A 19988-nucleotide genomic window follows, 5' to 3' on the forward strand; every position below is an offset into this window, starting at 1 on the left:
GTTAGCTGTTACTAACTATCATTATAATAATCTAACTTAATTATTTTGTCAACAGCTTTTTATTACTTTTTATTATCCTGATTCTACATAAAAAACTCCTGATGTATACTATACAAACCTTTGTCAGTCAAGGCTTACCCGTATAATATACATCAGGATTTTATAATTTAGATATTCTGTTCTTACGCACAGATAGTTATTCTATTTACTTAAAGTACTTAACACCTGACTCGAATATCTTAATATCCTGTTCTCCATAGATATTAATAGCTACAGAATCACCACGTCTTTCAGAATGTGCCATCTTACCTAAGCATCTTCCGTCCGGGCTTGTAATACCCTCAATAGCCATATATGAGCCATTGACATTCCATTCTTCGTCCATAGATACATTGCCTTCTGGGTCACAGTACTGTGTTGCTACCTGACCATTTTCAAAGAGCTTATCAAGCCATTCCTTAGGTGCAACAAATCTTCCTTCACCATGTGAAGCTGGATTGCAGTATACTCCGCCAAGCTTTGCTTCTGCAAGCCAAGGACTCTTATTAGTAACAACCTTTGTATATACCATCTTAGAGATGTGACGGTTAATTGTGTTAAATGTAAGTGTAGGTGAATTAGAATCCTGTCCTGTTATCTTGCCATTAGGTACTAAACCGAGCTTGATAAGAGCCTGGAAACCATTACATATACCAAGTGCAAGACCATCTCTTTCATTAAGGAGCTTCTCAACTGCTTCCTTCATCTTAGCATTACGGAAGGCTGTTGCAAAGAACTTAGCAGAACCATCTGGTTCATCACCTGCTGAAAATCCACCTGGGAACATAATAATCTGTGACTGGTTAATTGCTTTTTCAAATTCATCAACAGATTCTCTTATGCTTGCAGCATCAAGGTTCTTGAATACTTTGACAATAGTATCTGCACCAGCTCTCTCAAACGCCCTGGCACTGTCATATTCACAGTTAGTACCTGGGAATACTGGTATAAATACTGTTGGCTTCGCAACCTTATTCTTGCATACATATACATTGCCCTTTGAATATACAGGTGACTCAACCCTATCAGTTTCCTTAGAAACCTTTGTTGGGAATACACCCTCTAATGTATCTTTCCATACACTTAATGCTTCTTCAATATTGATTGAAACATCTTCATATGTAAACTTAGCTTCCTCTGTTACTGTACCAACCTTAGTATAAGCTGCCTTAATCTCTAAAAGCTTAGAGCTGTCTACTTCTGCTACTATACAGCCATATGCTGGTGCGAATAATTCTTCCTTTGATACAGATGGCTCAACAGCAACACCAAGCATATTACCAAATGCCATCTTGCTTATTGCTGGAACTAAGCCGTTAGCATCAAGAACATATGCAGACACAATTGCCTTGCTCTTAATAGCTTCGTGGATAGATGAATATAATTCCTTAATCTGTGAGAATACAGGAAGGTCATATTTATCTCTTTCAATGTCAAATCTTACAAGTATATTGCCAGCTTTCTTTAATTCAGGTGTGATAATATCCTGCTCTTTAGCTACATCAATAGCAAATGAGCATAATGTAGGTGGTACATCTATATGTTCAAATGTTCCTGACATAGAATCCTTACCACCGATTGATGGAAGTCCTAAGCCAATCTGTGCCTCATATGCACCAAGAAGTGCTGCAAATGGCTGGCTCCATCTTGAAGGATCTTCTGTCATTCTTCTGAAATATTCCTGATATGTAAATCTAATCTTGCTGTAATCGCCACCAGCCGCAACAATCTTAGCAACCGAGTCTGTTACTGCATACATAGCTCCGTGATATGGACTCCACTTAGAAAGATATGGATCAAATCCATAAGCCATCATAGTTACTGTATCGCACTTGCCCTTAAGCACTGGAAGCTTGGCAACCATAGCCTGTGTCTCTGTAAGCTGGTACTTTCCACCAAATGGCATAAGTACTGAACCAGCACCGATTGAACCATCAAATCTTTCAACAAGTCCCTTCTGTGAACACTCGTTAAGGTCTGCAAGTGTCTTAAGCCATCTGCCCTTAACATCATCTACTGGCTTAGCTTCAAGGTAATTAGCCTTGTCATCTGGGATATCTACAAGTACTGATGTCTCCTGATGTGCACCGTTAGTATCAAGGAAAGCTCTTGAAATATTAACGATATCCTTGCCTCTCCAGTTAAGTACAAGTCTTGGTTCTTCTGTTACAACAGCAACTTCAACCGCTTCAAGGTTCTCCTCTGTGGCATACTCTAAAAATGCTTTAACATCTGCTGGGTCAACAACAACTGCCATTCTTTCCTGTGACTCTGATATAGCAAGTTCTGTTCCGTCAAGACCTTCATACTTCTTAGGGACTTTATCTAAATCTACTGTAAGACCTGCTGCAAGTTCACCGATTGCAACTGATACACCGCCTGCACCAAAGTCATTACATTTCTTAATAAGCTTAGTTACTTCCGGACGTCTGAAAAGTCTCTGCATCTTACGCTCTGTAGGTGCATTACCTTTCTGAACCTCTGCTCCACAAGTCTCTATAGACTCCTCTGTGTGAACCTTAGATGAACCTGTAGCACCACCACAGCCATCACGTCCTGTACGTCCACCAAGTAGGATAATAATATCTCCTGGATCAGAATTCTCTCTCTTAACTGCGCTTCTTGGAGCTGCCGCTATAACCGCACCAATCTCCATACGCTTAGCAACATAATCTGGGTGGTATATTTCTTTAACATAACCTGTAGCAAGACCAATCTGGTTACCATATGAGCTATAGCCGTGAGCTGCTTCTGTAACAATCTTTCTCTGTGGAAGCTTGCCGTGAAGTGTATCTGCTACCGGAACTGTAGGGTCTGCCGCACCTGTGATACGCATAGCCTGATATACATATGTACGTCCTGAAAGTGGATCTCTTATAGCTCCACCAAGGCAGGTAGCAGCACCACCAAATGGCTCTATCTCTGTTGGGTGGTTATGAGTTTCGTTCTTGAAGTTTACAAGCCACTCCTCTGTCTTTCCGTCAATCTCAACAGGAACAACTATAGAGCAGGCATTAATCTCATCAGACTCTTCCTGATCTTCAAGCTTGCCTTCTGCCTTTAACTTCTTCATACCCATAAGGGCTAAATCCATAAGACATACGAACTTATCTTTTCTGTCTTTATATATAACAGCTCTGTCAGCAAGATACTTATTGTAAGTTTCTTCCATAGGAGCTCTGTAATATCCGTCCTTAAATTCTACATTCTTTAATTCTGTAGCAAATGTTGTATGGCGGCAGTGATCAGACCAGTATGTATCAAGAACCCTGATTTCTGTCATAGATGGATCTCTGTTCTCTTCATTCTTGAAGTAATCCTGAATAAACTTGAAATCCTTAAATGTCATAGCAAGACCAAGTGAATCATATAATTCCTTAAGCTTGTCCCCGCTCATATCCTTGAAGCCATCAAATACAACAACATCTGCTGGTGTATCAAACTTAGTAACAAGTGTATCTGGAAGCTTCTCATCAGCTACTCTTGAATCTACCGGATTGATACAATGGTTTTTAATCTTAGCCTTATCATCATCTGTAAGCTTGCCTGATATAATATAAGTAGTTGCAGTCTTAATTACAGGAGTTTCATTCTCATTAAGGAACTTAACACATTGCTCTGCCGAATCAGCTCTCTGGTCGAACTGTCCCGGAAGATATTCTACAGAAAATACAAAATCATCATCTGAAGCCTTAAATTCATTCTCATACACATCATCAACAGGTGGTTCTGCAAATACTGTTGTAAGTGCCTTCTTATATGTCTCATCAGAAAGATTCTCAATATCATATCTGATAAGCACCCTTACATCTGTAATTGTCTTAATACCGAGATAACCTGTGATTTCATCGTGTAACTCCTTTGCATTAACAGCAAAAGGTTTCTTTTTCTCAACAAAAACTCTTTTAACGCCACTCATTTTAATTATTTCCTTTCTTAATCAGCTGTACTCCTGTCACTACTATTTCAACAAGAATGTAAAATATTTTATCATATCATTACTAAAGAAACAAGACACAAGAACAATGTTGTGTATATTTCTATATTGTATACACTATTCATGCATACGTCTTATAATCTTGTATACAACTTCATTACCCATAACAAGAGGGGCTGTATGTGCAAAGAATACTATGCCGTCTGTCGGTGATAATATCTCACTCTTGACATATCCCTCACACGGATCAATAACCTGACCTATTACCTCATTATGGACAACCGGATCCCCCGGTTCTTTAAACCTTTTGTAAAAACCTGCATCATATGTCTTAACGGCTGATAAATCATACTCGTTAATGACACTTGCTATGTAACCGCTGTGATTGTTATATTTTAATATTCCCATTCTCGTAAGAAATCTTAACACTGACGATACTGCCTGTCTTGCAGACTTTTCATCAACAATATCTGTGCTGTTCGTATATATCGAAAAAGCATTTGTTCCATTCATCTGCCAGCTATAATTAAGCGTTGCCGTATCCATAGGCTTTGGCTTTCTTATAACAACATACTGCAGTCCAAAAAGATTGGCAAGGCTCGCACTCTGATAACCCGTTTCCATCATACGTACATGAGGTATGAAATCTCCAGGCATATAAAAGCTTGCAAACTGTATTCCATAGCTGTAGCCCTTACTGCTTTCAAATATTGCAGCAGCTATCTGCTTGGTAGTATCTCCCTCTTCATCACCAGGGAACATTCTGTTAATATCTGTATTATCTACAGGCCAGAACCTTTTTTCAACATTCATAGAAAATCTGTTAGCTGACGGAATTACTAAAATCTCGTGGTTATGCGATATTGCACCTCTCATTTCAAGGTCTTTTAACACCTTTATAAGCTGTGAGCATATATATAACTGCTGTATCTCATTACCCCTCATAGCCCCGACTATGCAGGCTGATTTCTCGCCATGTCCAAATCTGTAGCCTTCTATCTCAAAATTCTCTCTGTATATTCCCTTAAGACTATATAAAACTTCTTTTTTCATTACACTCTTCCTCCGTGTACTCTCGCAAGAAGTGCCCCCTTGTATACAACTGGATTTTCCCTCAATGTGAATACAATACCATCTACCGGAGATTCAATATGCTGGATTATCCTTCCATCTATTGGCTCTATTATGTCGCCTATGGCATCTCCCATATGGATATTGCCACATGAATTAATAGATGGAACAAATATTCCGCTTTCCTTCGCTGTCAGGAAATTAACTTCCCCCTCTGTTGAGATAATAGGCTCTCTGACAGCTATTTTATTATCAGCCTCTGGTATTTCCCATATTCCAAGATTACTCATAAGGTTAAATATTCCATCAATAAGCTGCTGGCTGTATTCCCTGTTAATTCTGTTACCAACGCCCATCTCTGCTACAAGCGTAGGTACACCAAGATGATTAAGGCTGTATGCCAGTGTCGCATCAAGCACTGTTATTGATGAAAATATCCATACAAAATCCGCATTTAACATCTTTGCAAATGGAAGCAGTCTTTCCGCATTTTCTTCATTTAGTCTTACCTGCGGCATCTCTCTTACAAATATATTGCTTGAATGAATATCAAGACAGAAATCACTTCCAATTATATCGTTGACAATTCCTGCCGCAACACTCTCTGCCACAGCTCCATTATTATCACCTGGAAATACTCTGTTCATATCAAGCTCAAACATAGGAATTCCCCTTGAACCTGTATCTATTCCAAGGGGATTTACATCTGGATATATATCTATAATTCCTTTTAATCTTTCCAGATTATTATTAACACGTCTTATGACTTCGTAGCACACATACTGCCCATCAAGCTCATCACCATGTATTCCTGTAACAATAGATATTCTTGGAACAGGCTCGCCAGCATAATCTTTCGGTGTGAGCCTGTTCTTCTTAATAACCATTCTCTCATGCACGGGAAGCTCTATTGAAACAACCTCTTCTATCATAAACTAACCTCTGTAAATATATTCTCACTACATAGAATCATAATTTCTTATCAATACACCCTGTGAAGTCTTCTTTAAAGCAATATGCGTAAATACGGTACTAGGAACATATGTCTTATCGCCCATAAATACACGGCTTCCTGGATATATATTCTTATCAATCCTTACAACTGCCCTGTCTGACTCCCTTACAAGTGTATAAAGATTACGGCTTTTTTCTTCATATTTGGCTTTCTCTGCTGTCTTAACAATCTTTGACTGCAACAGCTTTCTGTTAAGTGTTTCATCAAACTTATCAGAACCTGCCTTCTTTAATATATCAAGCTTCTGTAAAGCCTGATTAAATCTGTCTATCTGCGTATCTATATCCTTAAGCACCATAAGCACCTTGGCATATTCACTGCTTATCTCCTTAGTTACACCAACTCTTAATACAGTCTTAGAATAAGACTCACTTCCACAAGCTTTAATACATATGCCCCTTACGCCTGTGACATCTCCGCCTATTACAGAACCTCTCTTGCCCTCAAGATATATTCCGCCATATGCCAAAGCTGTTGTATTAAGCATATAATCACACTTTATATCACTATGGCTTATAATATGTGCATTCTCGAAAAACCTTGCTGATATATTGCCCATAGCTTCAATTCTTCCGTTCTCACCTGCATTAACACCATCCTGTATAATGATATCCTGTCCTGACCATATATCTGCATCTTCAACATATCCACCTATGTATATATTACCCATAGCGTGTATCTTGACACTGCCTCTGACACTTCCGTTAATCTCTACGTCACCATTAAAATCTATGCTTCCTGTTCCAACATCAACATCACCGCTGACATTATATACATTACTTACATTAAGGTCGTAGTTACGATATTCTACTTTACCGCTTAACTGGGCATAATAAGACTTGCCGTCCTCTGACACTGTAAAGCCCTTGCCTCTTAACTTAGGTCCTGGTCTTCCTGGCTTTGGAACTAAAAGCTTTCCAAATACGTCATATCCAAATTCACCCTTGGTAGGTTCTATATACTCTGCAAGCTTATCATCTTTATTAACCTTCTCAAAAAGCTTTACATTAAAATAATCAACAGAACCATCTTCTCTTAATGTAGGCTTATTATCTCTTTCATACTCTGAATCAAAGAAGAAGTTGTAATAACCATCAGTACCGTTAACTGCACTTTTGCCTTCTGCTACCACGATTTCAATATCGTACAGCTTATTAAGAATAACTTCGCGTATTCTCGCTTCATTAATTCCTGTACGCACACCTGCCTGTGAAAGCTTGTCTGCAATCTCCTCATATGTATAAGCTTCATCACTGCCTATGCCATTAAGGACTATACTTGCTTTCATATGATCATTATCAACATTGACAACTACTTCTTTGGTATTTAACTGTATCTGTTCTCTAAGTACATCATTCAATTCTGACTCCTCCAATCAACCATAGCACATTGTCTTATGTCATCTTTATAATCGAATTCCCCTTATATGTATGTCCTTAATTACTGGTCTTTATATACTAATAATTCCGAAGGATCAAGACCCCTCTCAAGCATTATTCTTATCTGCTCCATCTGTCTGCAAGTATATCTTGCATCGGCGTATACGCTTACATCTACACCACTCTGAAGTCCAAGCAATATCTCCTGACTTTGAAGTTCATTAAGCTGTGGTTCTTCCTGAACCTTGCCATCATTCTCAATCTGTTCTCTCATCTCTTTCATCTGGACAGCATTGATAAATGGATCTGCATATGGACTTACATCTATCCCTTCTTCTTCTCCTAACCTTATCTGTTCCATCTGTCCTGAGGAGAAACCTATCATATTATACTTGGTAATATCTATTCCAGCCTCAAGTCCTAACCTTAACTGTTTCATCTGGTCTGCTGTATATTCATGAAGCATATACTTCGATACATCTACACATTTTAACAAGCCTATTCTAATCTCGTTAAGCTGGTGTGCATCGAAATTCTCATCAACGAAAAATGTTAAATCAACATCATCTCTCTTAGCCAGTCTTATCTGTCTTAACACCTCACCAGAATATCCAAGCTTTGCATATCTTGTAAGATCAAATCTGTACTTTAATGCAAGACGAATCTCTCTCATAACAGAATAATCGTACTTCGGATTGCATATAAGCGATAAATCAATACCCTCTTTTATACCTTCTTTAATCTGCTCCATCTGCATATAATTATACTCCGGATCTGCCATAGCACTTACATCAATTCCTTCCTCAAGTGCCATTCTTATAACCTTCATCTGCCTTGAATTATATTCGGGACTGGCATATATAGAAATATCAACGCCATTATCATTACCTTTAGTAATCTCAAGCACCTGAAGTTCGTTAAATCCAGCTTTCTTCCATTCATCTATTCCCGCATGGGAATCCGCTAAATTCCTGATTTCATTCTCTCCCATAGTTCTCTCCAATATAAATAATCATATAATTAATTGTCACAGTCCGTATTTATACTAGAATAATAGCATATGTCTGACAATTTCTCAACATATTACTTGCCAAATCTCACCACAATTGACAAATTCCCTCATAATTCCCCATATGCCTTATAATCTCCAGAAATCCTCAATACATTTTCCTGTATTATTAATATCTACAGGATACACTTTATCCCATTCCCTTGGATACTGCATCTGGTATTCCTGTGTCATAAAACGGTCATCTAACAGAAGTATTATACCCTTGTCATCTGCAGTTCTTATAACTCTTCCAGCCGCCTGCAGCACCTTGTTCATTCCCGGAAATACATACGCATACTGATAGCCATTCTTACCTATACTGTCAAAATAATTTCTTAATATATTACGCTGTCTGCATATCATAGGTATGCCTGTTCCTACAATACACGCCCCTATAAGTGACTTATCCCTTAGGTCAATTCCCTCAGAAAATATACCGCCAAGCACACAAAAGCCCGTGACATTTCCACTTGTATTATCCATAAATACTGACAAGAAATTCTCTTTATCGGCTTCCGTCATATTATTATCCTGTATCAATACATTTTCTCCCTCAGAGAGATGATAAATGTAGCTTCCATCCTCAACATCGTGCAGATCTATAACATTGCAGGCATATTTTTGTATATATATATCATACACCTCTCTCATATAGCTGTAAGAAGGAAAGAATATCATATATTTGCCTTGCTTCGACTGCGTAAGTGTGTGGATATAACCTGCAATCTTGGTGTACTCATTATAATTACGCCTCGTATACCTGCTTGTAACATCACGTCCAATAAGCACTCTCTTATTATCAGTATCAAACGGCGAATGTGCATACACAGCATAGTCATCTGCATTTCCTGAAAGCATTTCCTTAAAATAATTCACTGGAAGAAGTGTCGCCGAGAACATTATTGTCGATATTCCCTGACTTAATCTCTGCGATAACTGTCCTGACGGGTCAACACAGTACAGATGAAGTGCAAAGTCACCGTCATCGATATGCTCAGCATATATAACATACTTCTCATCTATGCAGTCATACATATTAATAAAATGTCTTATCTTAAAGAAGAATTCTATTATCTCATCGCACACCGGCTTTCCTTTATTCTTATCCAAGAACTTCTGCATATACGAATAACACGATTGCAGATTAGCTAAAAATGTGCCACAGTAATCATCTATTATTATATATTCTTTATCACAGGCTCTCTTTAATTCAAGAAGATATTTGTTGCATTTTTCAAGGTATGAAGCCAGCCTTTTGTCCATATCCTTAACTACTCTTTTGCAGGCAAGAAAATCTTCCTTGACAAGCGTTGCACTATACATCTCCCTTGCCCTGTCAACAAGATTATGTGCCTCATCTACAAGAAATACATAATTGCCTTTGCCGCCATCACCAAAATATCTTTTTAATGAAGAATCTGGATCAAAAGCATAATTGTAATCGCATATTATTCCATCACACCAGTATGAAACATCAAGCGACATTTCATACGGACACACCTTATGCTTCACTGAATACTGCAATATCGTATCCCTGTTAATTACCGCTTCATTAGTGATTATATCGTAAACAGCTTCATTTACCCTGTCAAAATGCCCCCTTGCATACTCGCACACCTCTGGATTACAGTTGTGCTCATCAAGATGACATATTTTATCCTTCGCCGTCAGTGTCACTGTGCGAAAATGCAGTCCTGCATCTCTTAGTATCGCATATGTTTCCTCGGCTACCGTTCTCGTTATTGTCTTGGAGGTAAGATAGAATATCTTGTCAGTTAAGCCATTACTGCACGACTGCACGGCTGGATATACTGTTGATATAGTCTTTCCTACTCCTGTCGGTGCCTGTATATATAACACCTTCTGTTCTTTTACCGTGTGGTATACACTCGCAACCAGCTTCTTCTGCCCCTCACGGTACTCAAATGGAAAATGCAGTTTCTGAATTGAAGCATTCCTTTCTGCCCTTTCATCAAATACATAATCCATCCACTTTTTAAAGCCAGCTACAAGTTCTCTGTACCATTTTATAATTGACTCACTGTCATATTGCTCTTTAAATCTTACTATTTTCTCAGTTTCTGTATTACAGTAAGTAAGCTGTACATTAATGCTCTCCAGATTATACCTTGTTAAATATATATAAGCGTACACCATAGCCTGTGCCTTATGCACATACACCGGCTCTTTAAGCTTTCCTACATCTGACTGCATAGTCTTAATCTCATCAATTGTAACCTCACCTATCGGCAGCTTATTGCCATCCTCATCTTCCTCAATGTCAGCTATTATTCCGTCTGCCCTGCCCTCTATTCTAAGCTCGTATTCAATTCCACCCTCTGATGTCAGCTCCTCTTTATTCCTAAGAAGCACCTCTGCCCTGTAATTAGAACCCATAGAGTGCTGGATTTTCCTGTGAAGCCTCGCACCCTCCTGCATAACCTTAACATCAGCAACACCTGTATCCCTGTTATCAATATCCCCACCAAGGCACATAAATTCAACCAGATTTCTTACTGATATATTAAATGTATTATCTTTAATTACATACATATCTGTGCCTCCTTATATATCATATTTCTGCGTATTTTTTTGTGCTAATTATATCATAATTTTCTTTTTATCTACCCTATACTCACGAACCCGTGCTTATCGCACTCTTTCGTCCTGCTTCGCACGACTGTTCGTTCGTTAATGGCGCAAGAAAAGTAAATGTCTGCTTCGCAGCCGCTTCCTTTTCTTTTGCGCTCATTATATCATAATTTTCTTTTTATCTACCCTATACTCACGAACCCGTGCTTATCGCACTCTTTCGTCCTGCTTCGCACGACTGTTCGTTCGTTAATGGCGCAAGAAAAGTAAATGTCTGCTTCGCAGCCGCTTCCTTTTCTTTTGCGCTCATTATATTAAAATTCTTCTGTGACGTTATAGACATACCCATTCTTTACTCTGCCAGTACGCTTTACTATCTCAAGATAATTAAGAATATTAAGCGTATATCTTGACGCTTCAACACTGACCCCAGCCGCCATGGCAAAGTCTTTCACCGTAAAATCTTCCTTCAAATCCGCTGGAACTAACTGCATATAATCCTCTATCCTGTCAAACTTTACTATTCTTCTTATCCCAACCGGTACTCTGTCATATCTTGTTGAACCTCTTTTCTTATCATAACTCCAGCCGTTAAGAAGCTTATATTCTTCCATATCCATAAGCACAAGATTGATTGAAAGATTAGGATTTTTCAGATAGCTTTTTATCTTATATAACTCGTAAAATGCATCATATTCCGTAAAATGTCTTGGCGACTTTCTCCTACCCTGAACCTCTCCATTATCAGGATTAACCCAGCTTAACCACTTGTTAAATGGAAGCGGATACACCACAGTAACGTGGTAATCTTGTAGAAATACCGAAAGCTTATCCCTCAGTTTATTAAGCTGGCGTGTCTGTATCTCTATTATTCCTTTGTCATTATATATATCAGCATAATAACCGCTCATAGCGACCTCGTGCTTGTCCTCATCAGGCTCATAATACAGCTTAAGGACAGCGTGAAGTGTCTTTTCTGACAATGTCCCTATCCCTTTGTTATTATGTGCCTTGCCAATTATCTTATCTTTAGCATTAACAAATGCCTCGTAATCTTCATATTCCGATGTTTCATATAATATATTGTTCAATGTTCTGTCCATAACCTGTCTAGTAATGTTATACTTTTTTTAATTCATTATAAATCAGAACATATATTCTTACAACAAAAAGCAGTAAAAGCTTTTAATATATATTCTCATTACATATCTACTATGTATAGAGAATATATTTTACTCTGTTACTTATGCTTTTACTGCCTTTTATTTATTATTTATTATTATTTTTCTTAAAATGTGCTATTTTAAGTGTTGCAATAAGTCCCCTTAATGTGTCTGCCTGTGTACTCATATCCTGACTTGCAGCGGCACACTCTTGTGATGTGGCAGAATTAGTCTGTACAACATCATTGATAGCTTCTACACCATCATCAACCTGCTTAATTGCCTCTGTCTGTGTATTAAGAACATCTGCAATATTATTAACTTCATCAACTATATGTCTTGAATTGTCCACTACTGCACCAAGCTGGGAAGCTGTATCATTGGCAATAACCATGCCCTTCTCGACTGCTGCAACAGATGTATCTATTAATGAAGCTGACTCCTTGGCAGCTTCTGCACTCTGTGCCGCAAGTGCTGATACCTGATCTGCAACTACCGCAAAACCTTTTCCTGCATCGCCAGCTCTTGCCGCCTCTATAGACGCATTCAGTGCCAGAAGATTAGTCTGTGAAGCTATCTGGTTGATAGTTTCTATTATCTTGCTGATTTCCTTGGAAGCCTTTTCAATTTCACTCATTGATGTAACCATCTCGCTCATCTTACCATTGCTCTCATAAAGCTGTGTTCCAAGTTCATCTACCCTGCCACTTATTGCTCTGGCGTTCTGTGAATTCTGTGCAACTCTTTCTGATACACTTGCAAGGGAAGCTGTAAGCTCCTCAACAGAAGCTGCCTGATTAGTTGCTCCTTCTGCAAGCTCTGTTGAGCTTGCGGCTATCTGTTCTGAACCTTCTGCCACCTGGTCAGCTACTCTTTGAAGGTTCTTTACAAGATCTGCCATACTTGCTTCAAAGCTCATAAATGCATGTAATATTTCCTCAAAATCACCCTTCCACTCAACTTCTGGCTTAACATCAAAGTTACCATGTGAGAATTCCTGCATTGACCTTTTAATATCATCAACATATGAACTTAATGTTCTTATTGACTTACGCAGACTGTGGGCTAATGTTCCTAATTCATCATCTGAATGGTATGTAAGCTCACTGTGCAGGTTACCATTAGCAAGGTCTTTAGCTACATTGTCTATATCCCTTAATGGTTCTATTATCATCTCTGTAATCTTAGCACCTATTTTCTTTGATATAAGGCTCGCTATTACAATAAATAACACAATAGCCACACCGCCTATGACTGCCACAACATTACTTAACAATATTGCCTGATCCGCCTCTTTGTTGGTTTCATCCTCCATTTTATCCGCAATACTCATAAGATTGTTAAGTGCAGGTGTACATACTGTGTGGATTTTATTCTTGGCACTTGCAAGGTCGCCCTTTTCAATCTGGTTAATTATATCGTAACCGATATTGCCCCATTCATTAAGTGCTTTAACATACTGGTTATACAAATCATCATCTATTATATTGGTATTCTTTATAATATCAAGCTGTGTCTGGGAGTCTGTAAGAACTGTCTTAACATTATTCTTATAATTCTCATAAGTTGAACTGTCGTCATTTAATGCCATCTCTCTTATATTGCGGGCAGCAGAACTAATATCTATAATACTTTCTTTAGCAGCATTATTTGCTTTCTGAGCCCCTTTTACATAAGAATTAAATCTTATATCCAGAAGAGATAAACCAATTATGCTTACGATTCCTGATAAAATCATAAATTTAATTACAGTAGCGTAAATGTATTTTATTTTGTCGTGTAAATTTAGTTGGTGTAATTTAGATATCATTCTTGTACATCTCCTTCTTTAAATTGATGGGGGTGGAAGATAGACGGACCCCGGACGCGTTGTTAAAGCGAATAGAAGCAACAAAGACACGTTTGCACTGCGTGTCGCTCGCAGCGGTACTAAGCTGCCAGTTGGAACTGCCAGCTAAGGACCGGCGGCTCCCCAGCGTCTTCTTATGCTTCTATCAGCTTTAGCATCGCTGGCTGTCTTTCAACCATTGGTATATTTTGTTTTATTTATTAAGTAGATTTTATAGCATAGTAAAATATATTTGTCAATATATTATATTTGAATAGCTTTAAAATATATTTCAGTGGATTAGGAATGAAATAGAGATGGGGGATTTTTGCGTAAAAAAACAGCCGGACAATAGATTTACGAAAAGGGGATGTCCCCTGTTACTGGACAAGCCAGTAAAGCGGGGACTGGGGATTGAGGCTCTATTGTCAGACTGTTGTGGTTATTGTCACCTATTTATTATCTGATTATGATTTAACTATTTGCTGTCTGTTTATGGTGGACGATAGATATTTATTATTTATCGTCTATTTCTTCTAGTTCCAGTTCTTCAGACTCATTGTATTCTTCGGGGAGATCTTTTGTGGTTGATGACTGATATGGGACGGCATCATCAGATACTTCTTCATCTATATCTTCTTCTAAGTCATCATATAAGATATCTTCTTCATCATCTTCAAGTTCCATATCGTCTAAGTCTTCCTCGTCTATATCTTCGTCTTCGTAGCCGTCCATTGCTCCTACGAAGGCTTTTTTGCTCTTTGAAAGCTTAATGCTTAAGGCTATAACTATAACTATTAATGCTATTATTACAACAGCAAGGACTGCTAATATAACGAATATATAACTGCTGACTGTATTAAATGCCTTATCACTGTCAGCTGTCTTTGTGTTGGTGTTGATTACCTGTTCATCTGCCATATTGTAACCGGCGTAGCCTTGTATTGTGCCATCATTGACATTGTATCTGAACCAGCCTGTTTCTCCTGTAGAGCTTACGCCGTAGAATAATGCGTAGTTGCCTGTTCTGTCAAGAAGGGCATCGACTTCTTCTCCACTAATAGTTAATTTAACCATATCATATCCATCCGGCAGTTCCATTGATGAAACATCAATAGGAAGTATGCAATATGATAAATCCGGCTGATATATTTGTATATACTTTGAAAATGTCCTATTCACAGTATCATATACATAAAATCCACTCTCGCCTTGACCATTATCACTTTCAAGATACACTAAAGTTATATTAGTATCTATGCCCATTCCAACTGCAATTTTAATACCATTATAATCCGTTTCTGATTGTACATAGCCATCTGGAAGTGGATGTTCATCAAATGAGGATATAATACTATACTCGTATCCATTTACACTTACTGTTGGTTGTTGAACTGCGTTAGCACCATTATCATTATTATCAACAGTGTTGTCTATTTGTGAATTATCATCATTTTTGTTATCATTATCAGATGTTTTTATATCATCTGCTTTCGTTGTTTTTATTGTATATACTTTTTTACTTCCATTTTCTGCTGTTACAGTAATTGTTGTTGTATTAAGACCTATGTCCATCCTTGTTCCTGTAACACTAACAGTGGCTTTAGAGTCATTTGCTACTGCACTTACTGTAAGTTTTTGACAATCGCTTCCCACAGATGTCGTATAAGTTGTAACATTTGGTGAAAATGCCGGAGAAAGCACTCCAGGGCTAATTTCAAGTGAACTTAATGTATTATCTGTAGAATAACTTTGCGGAGCTGTTATAGTGATACTTCCTGAGGATGTAACAACATTCATATAGTCTTCCGTCATTGAACCTATCTGTGCCGTTGATTTAGCAACTGATATACTTGCCGTACCTGGTTTTATGGCTTTAAATGTGACTTTAAAACTAGTTGCATCTGTAGATATAAACCTTAATACACCATTTCCTCCAGCATCATAACTACCACTTACTGGTGTAATCATACTTGCATCATAATTAACAATAAAATCACACAGCATAATATTTGAACCACTTACAGATATAGTAATATCTACAGTATCTCCAACTTCACAATTACCTGAACTTACCGATATCCTTGCTGTTTCTGCCGCTGATACATCTTTTTTTTCTACTAAATTCATTATTATTCCACATACAAAAATAAGTGATAAAAAAAATATTGTAATCTTCTTAGTTAGCTTCATTATATTTCTCCATTTTTATTGTTGTATATATTTAATATCCAAAATATGTCTTTTTATATATAACATATCTACACTTGTAACTTTATTATCTCTGTTAGCATCTGCCGCAAGCAAATATGATCCTGATAATATTTTAATATCTAAAATATGTCTTTTTATATATAACATATCAAGACTTGTAATTCTACCATCACCATTAACGTCGCCATATATAACAACATCATATTGTGCATATATACTTCCATCACTTTTGTATGTAATAAGCTTATCTCCTGTTGCAATAACAGACTCTTTTGATTTTTCGCTTCCATTACTATCCAAAACTTTTCCATAGCATCCGTTCATATAAGTATTTCCGTTAATTATGTTTTCAACGCTACTTCCAACACCTATTCCAGTAACTATATTTTGCTCATTATCAATATTAAGGTTTGTTTTAAAACCATCACTATCACCTGTATTACCTGAGTCTTTCTCTTTTCTAACAATATTTATTGTATATGTCTTTGTTCCACCATCTTCTGCTGTAACTACTATATTAATAACATTATCTCCTACTGATAACTGATGACTCCCCCTTCCGCTTATACTTGCACTTGTATCTGCTGCTAAAGCAGCTACATTTATACTTGTAACATCATTTTCTACAATAAGACTATATGATGTTGTATCCGCTGAAAATGTTGGAGTAAGTGAATATCCATCAATTGATAATGACTTTAACCAATTATTCGCACTCTGGTTGCCATCTGGTATTATACATCTTGACGATGGCATATTATCATATACCGGAATGTTAAACTTAAATGTTGTATTATTAAGCGTGTATGAACTATATGCCTTCTTAGCCCTTGTCGCTTCTGACCTTGGTGCAAGCACATTAGTCATATACTGGTGTGAGAAGTTCTTAACATCAAACTTCTCATAATATATAGTATCCTGACCCTTGTTAATGTACCATTTTCCAAGATTGACAGCACCACCTACAACAGCCCTGTAACGCGAATTCCAAGGCCTCATATTAGAGCTGTCGGTCTGTCTGGCATATTTCAAACCATTCTGGACTGCTGACAGACCGCCGCTTGCATATGCGTTCTGGCTGTAATAATTATAATAGCCCTCGTATCCGCTTACATTTCCAGATATCTGGTTGCCTCGTCCGTCTGCACCCTGTTCCTGAATAATTCTTGTTGCAAGGTGATATGGGCTTACCTTGGATACTTCACCTGCATACATAAGCAGTGAAGCATAGTCATAGCCGTCAAGATTGTGGCTTGAATTCTCCATAAATGTTCCGCTTATAATATTGCGCACACCGTCTATATTATGTACTGATGAGTCATAAGAAAGACTTTCAAACATAAATATGTATGTATCATCAAGAAAGTTTCTTGGGTCAAGTGCATATTTCACAAGTCCCTCAGATGCCTGAACCCAGCCACCACTGTCAAGCTCTGTATACTCACCTGTATTCCAGTCATAACAGCCATCAGCCGTAGACTTCCACGAAGCATCTGCCGAACTGTATATAAGGCTTCGTCCTAATACATTCTGGGCATTAACCATAGTATCCCAGTCCCTTCCATTATGGTCTGCTACAAATACCCATAATGGATATGCACTGTGAAGCTGCCTTAAGCTTTCCCTGTAGGAAGCCGGGAAATTCTGTGCCTCAAGATAATCTTCAAAATTATTATCTGGTGTATAATCTGACTTTGCTTCCCTGGTAGTATACTCTGATGTTATATATCCTCTTGTGTATTCACCATTGAGATAAAAACCTATGCTGTACCACTTATATGTCGCACTCGTATTCACTTCTTCGTATATATCGAACTTAAATCCACCATCTACTTTAGTAATTACACTTCCATTAACAGGTGCTGTCCTTATTCTAAGGCTTGTTACATCATAATTAACATAACCTGTAGCAATAATTGTATCATCTGCTTTAGCGGTAAATGTATACGAAAATCCTGTCACCATACATACAAGAATGACTGCCATAAGTACTATGGCTACTGCTTTTTTTATAATCTCTCTGTAGCTTACGTTCATCTAATCACCTTGTTCCTTATTAAATCTGCAATTTAGTTGTTCTTTCCAAACTCAGATAACTTAAGTCCCTCATTACGTTCAAGCACCATATTAACTGACCAGCTGTTAGCAAATACCAATAACGGATTGCCCTTAAGGTCTTTAATCTTCTTCATATCAGAAGTACCGACAATTCTGTTCACATCAACTTCTTCTGGATTTTCAATCCATCTGATATGTTCATATGGAAGCGGCTCTAACTTTATATCTACATTGTACTCATTCTTAAGTCTGTATTCAAGAACTTCAAACTGAAGTACACCGACAACACCGACAATAATTTCTTCCATTCCAGTGTTATATTCCTGAAATATCTGAATAGCACCTTCCTGTGCAATCTGGCTTATTCCCTTAATGAACTGCTTACGCTTCATTGTATCAATCTGCCTTACTCTTGCAAAATGTTCCGGTGCGAATGTAGGAATTCCATCAAACTGGAACTTCTTATTAGAAGTACATATAGTATCACCTATTGAGAATATACCCGGATCGAATACACCTATTATATCTCCTGCATAAGCTTCTTCTACAATGTGTCTTTCCTGTGCCATCATCTGCTGTGGCTGTGAAAGCCTTATCTTCTTGCCACCCTGAACGTGGTTAGCTTCCATACCGGCAGTGAACTTTCCTGAACATATACGCATAAATGCAATTCTATCTCTATGTGCCTTATTCATATTAGCCTGTATCTTAAATACAAAAGCAGAGAAATCTTCCTTAAATGGGTCTATAAGACCTACTGACGAATTACGTGGAAGTGGTGATGTAGTCATATCAAGGAAATGCTGTAAAAATGTCTCTACACCAAAGTTAGTAAGTGCTGAACCAAAGAATACAGGTGTTAAATCTCCTGCCTGAACCTTGGCAAGATCAAATTCTGCACTTGCACCATCTAAGAGTTCCACATCTTCTTCAAGCTTAGCCCAGTAATCATCACCAATCTCTGCCTTAAGCTCATCATCATCTATTGATATATTCTTAGTATCTACTTCCTTCTGTCCATTCATTGCCGCCTTAAAGAGTGATACCTCTTTCTGCTTTCTGTCATATACACCCTTAAATGCCTTACCACAGCCTATAGGCCAGTTGATAGGACAAGTAGCAATTCCAAGTACATTTTCTATCTCATCAAGAAGCTCGAATGGGTCGTTGGCTTCTCTATCCATTTTATTAATAAATGTAAAGATCGGAATATGTCTCATAACACATACTTTAAAAAGCTTAATAGTCTGTTTCTCAACACCCTTTGAAGCATCTATAACCATTACGGCTGAGTCAGCAGCCATAAGAGTTCTATAAGTATCCTCTGAGAAATCTTCGTGTCCAGGTGTATCAAGAATATTAATGCAATATCCATCATAATTAAACTGAAGTACTGAAGATGTTACAGAGATACCTCTTTCCTTCTCAATCTCCATCCAGTCTGATACTGCGTGTTTCGCTGTCTTCTTACCCTTTACAGAACCAGCAAGATTAATAGCACCACCATATAACAAGAACTTCTCAGTAAGTGTTGTCTTACCAGCATCCGGGTGGGATATGATTGCAAATGTCCTTCTTTTCTTAATTTCACTTGTAATATCTGACATAATTTCTCCATTTCTTAAATCATTTTACACTTTA

General features: G+C 37.7%; 11 protein-coding genes. All 11 read right to left on the reverse strand.

All coding sequences use genetic code 11. From position 1 onward, the window contains the following. Window positions 1-205: 205 nt before the first annotated feature. Window positions 206-3958 (reverse strand): phosphoribosylformylglycinamidine synthase, encoded by a 3753-nt coding sequence (locus tag WMO42_RS06670; protein WP_116443893.1) that lies wholly within the window; start codon window positions 3956-3958, stop codon window positions 206-208. Between the two features lie 135 nt (window positions 3959-4093). Next, entirely contained in the window at window positions 4094-5029 is a 936-nt protein-coding gene (locus WMO42_RS06675; protein ID WP_349191834.1) for a M14 family metallopeptidase, read from the reverse strand. Continuing rightward, complete coding sequence (locus WMO42_RS06680) at window positions 5029-5979, reverse strand: M14 family metallopeptidase (protein ID WP_349191835.1); 951 nt, start codon at window positions 5977-5979, stop codon at window positions 5029-5031. The genes WMO42_RS06675 and WMO42_RS06680 overlap by 1 nt, the downstream gene beginning before the upstream one ends. 27 nt (window positions 5980-6006) lie before the next feature. Beyond that, the gene (locus WMO42_RS06685; RefSeq protein WP_349191836.1) at window positions 6007-7422 is read right to left on the reverse strand and encodes a FapA family protein; all 1416 of its coding nucleotides are present in this window, start codon (window positions 7420-7422) and stop codon (window positions 6007-6009) included. Between the two features lie 80 nt (window positions 7423-7502). Beyond that, window positions 7503-8432, reverse strand: coding sequence for a hypothetical protein (locus tag WMO42_RS06690; RefSeq protein ID WP_055306739.1), 930 nt, complete (start codon window positions 8430-8432; stop codon window positions 7503-7505). 147 nt (window positions 8433-8579) lie between these two features. Beyond that, window positions 8580-11045 (reverse strand): ATP-dependent DNA helicase, encoded by a 2466-nt coding sequence (locus WMO42_RS06695; RefSeq protein WP_055306740.1) that lies wholly within the window; start codon window positions 11043-11045, stop codon window positions 8580-8582. Window positions 11046-11398: 353 nt separating this feature from the next. Then, window positions 11399-12175 carry a hypothetical protein gene (locus WMO42_RS06700; protein WP_318255836.1) on the reverse strand — a complete coding sequence of 259 codons (777 nt, stop codon included), beginning with the start codon at window positions 12173-12175 and terminating at the stop codon, window positions 11399-11401. Window positions 12176-12353: 178 nt separating this feature from the next. Then, on the reverse strand, window positions 12354-14057 hold the full coding sequence (locus WMO42_RS06705; protein ID WP_022502319.1) for a methyl-accepting chemotaxis protein: 1704 nt from the start codon (window positions 14055-14057) through the stop codon (window positions 12354-12356). A gap of 534 nt (window positions 14058-14591) precedes the next feature. Further along, a complete protein-coding gene (locus tag WMO42_RS06710; protein ID WP_349191837.1) occupies window positions 14592-16268 on the reverse strand; it encodes a cadherin-like beta sandwich domain-containing protein in 1677 nt (558 codons plus the stop codon). Between the two features lie 15 nt (window positions 16269-16283). Next, window positions 16284-18326, reverse strand: coding sequence for a dockerin type I domain-containing protein (locus tag WMO42_RS06715; RefSeq protein WP_349191838.1), 2043 nt, complete (start codon window positions 18324-18326; stop codon window positions 16284-16286). A 32-nt stretch (window positions 18327-18358) separates the two neighbouring features. Next, the gene (locus tag WMO42_RS06720) at window positions 18359-19954 is read right to left on the reverse strand and encodes a peptide chain release factor 3 (protein ID WP_022502322.1); all 1596 of its coding nucleotides are present in this window, start codon (window positions 19952-19954) and stop codon (window positions 18359-18361) included. Window positions 19955-19988 lie beyond the last annotated feature (34 nt).

Origin of the sequence: Lachnospira sp. CLA-JM-H23 (genome assembly GCF_040096425.1) — a bacterium.
Classification (GTDB): Bacteria; Bacillota; Clostridia; order Lachnospirales; family Lachnospiraceae; genus Lachnospira; species Lachnospira rogosae.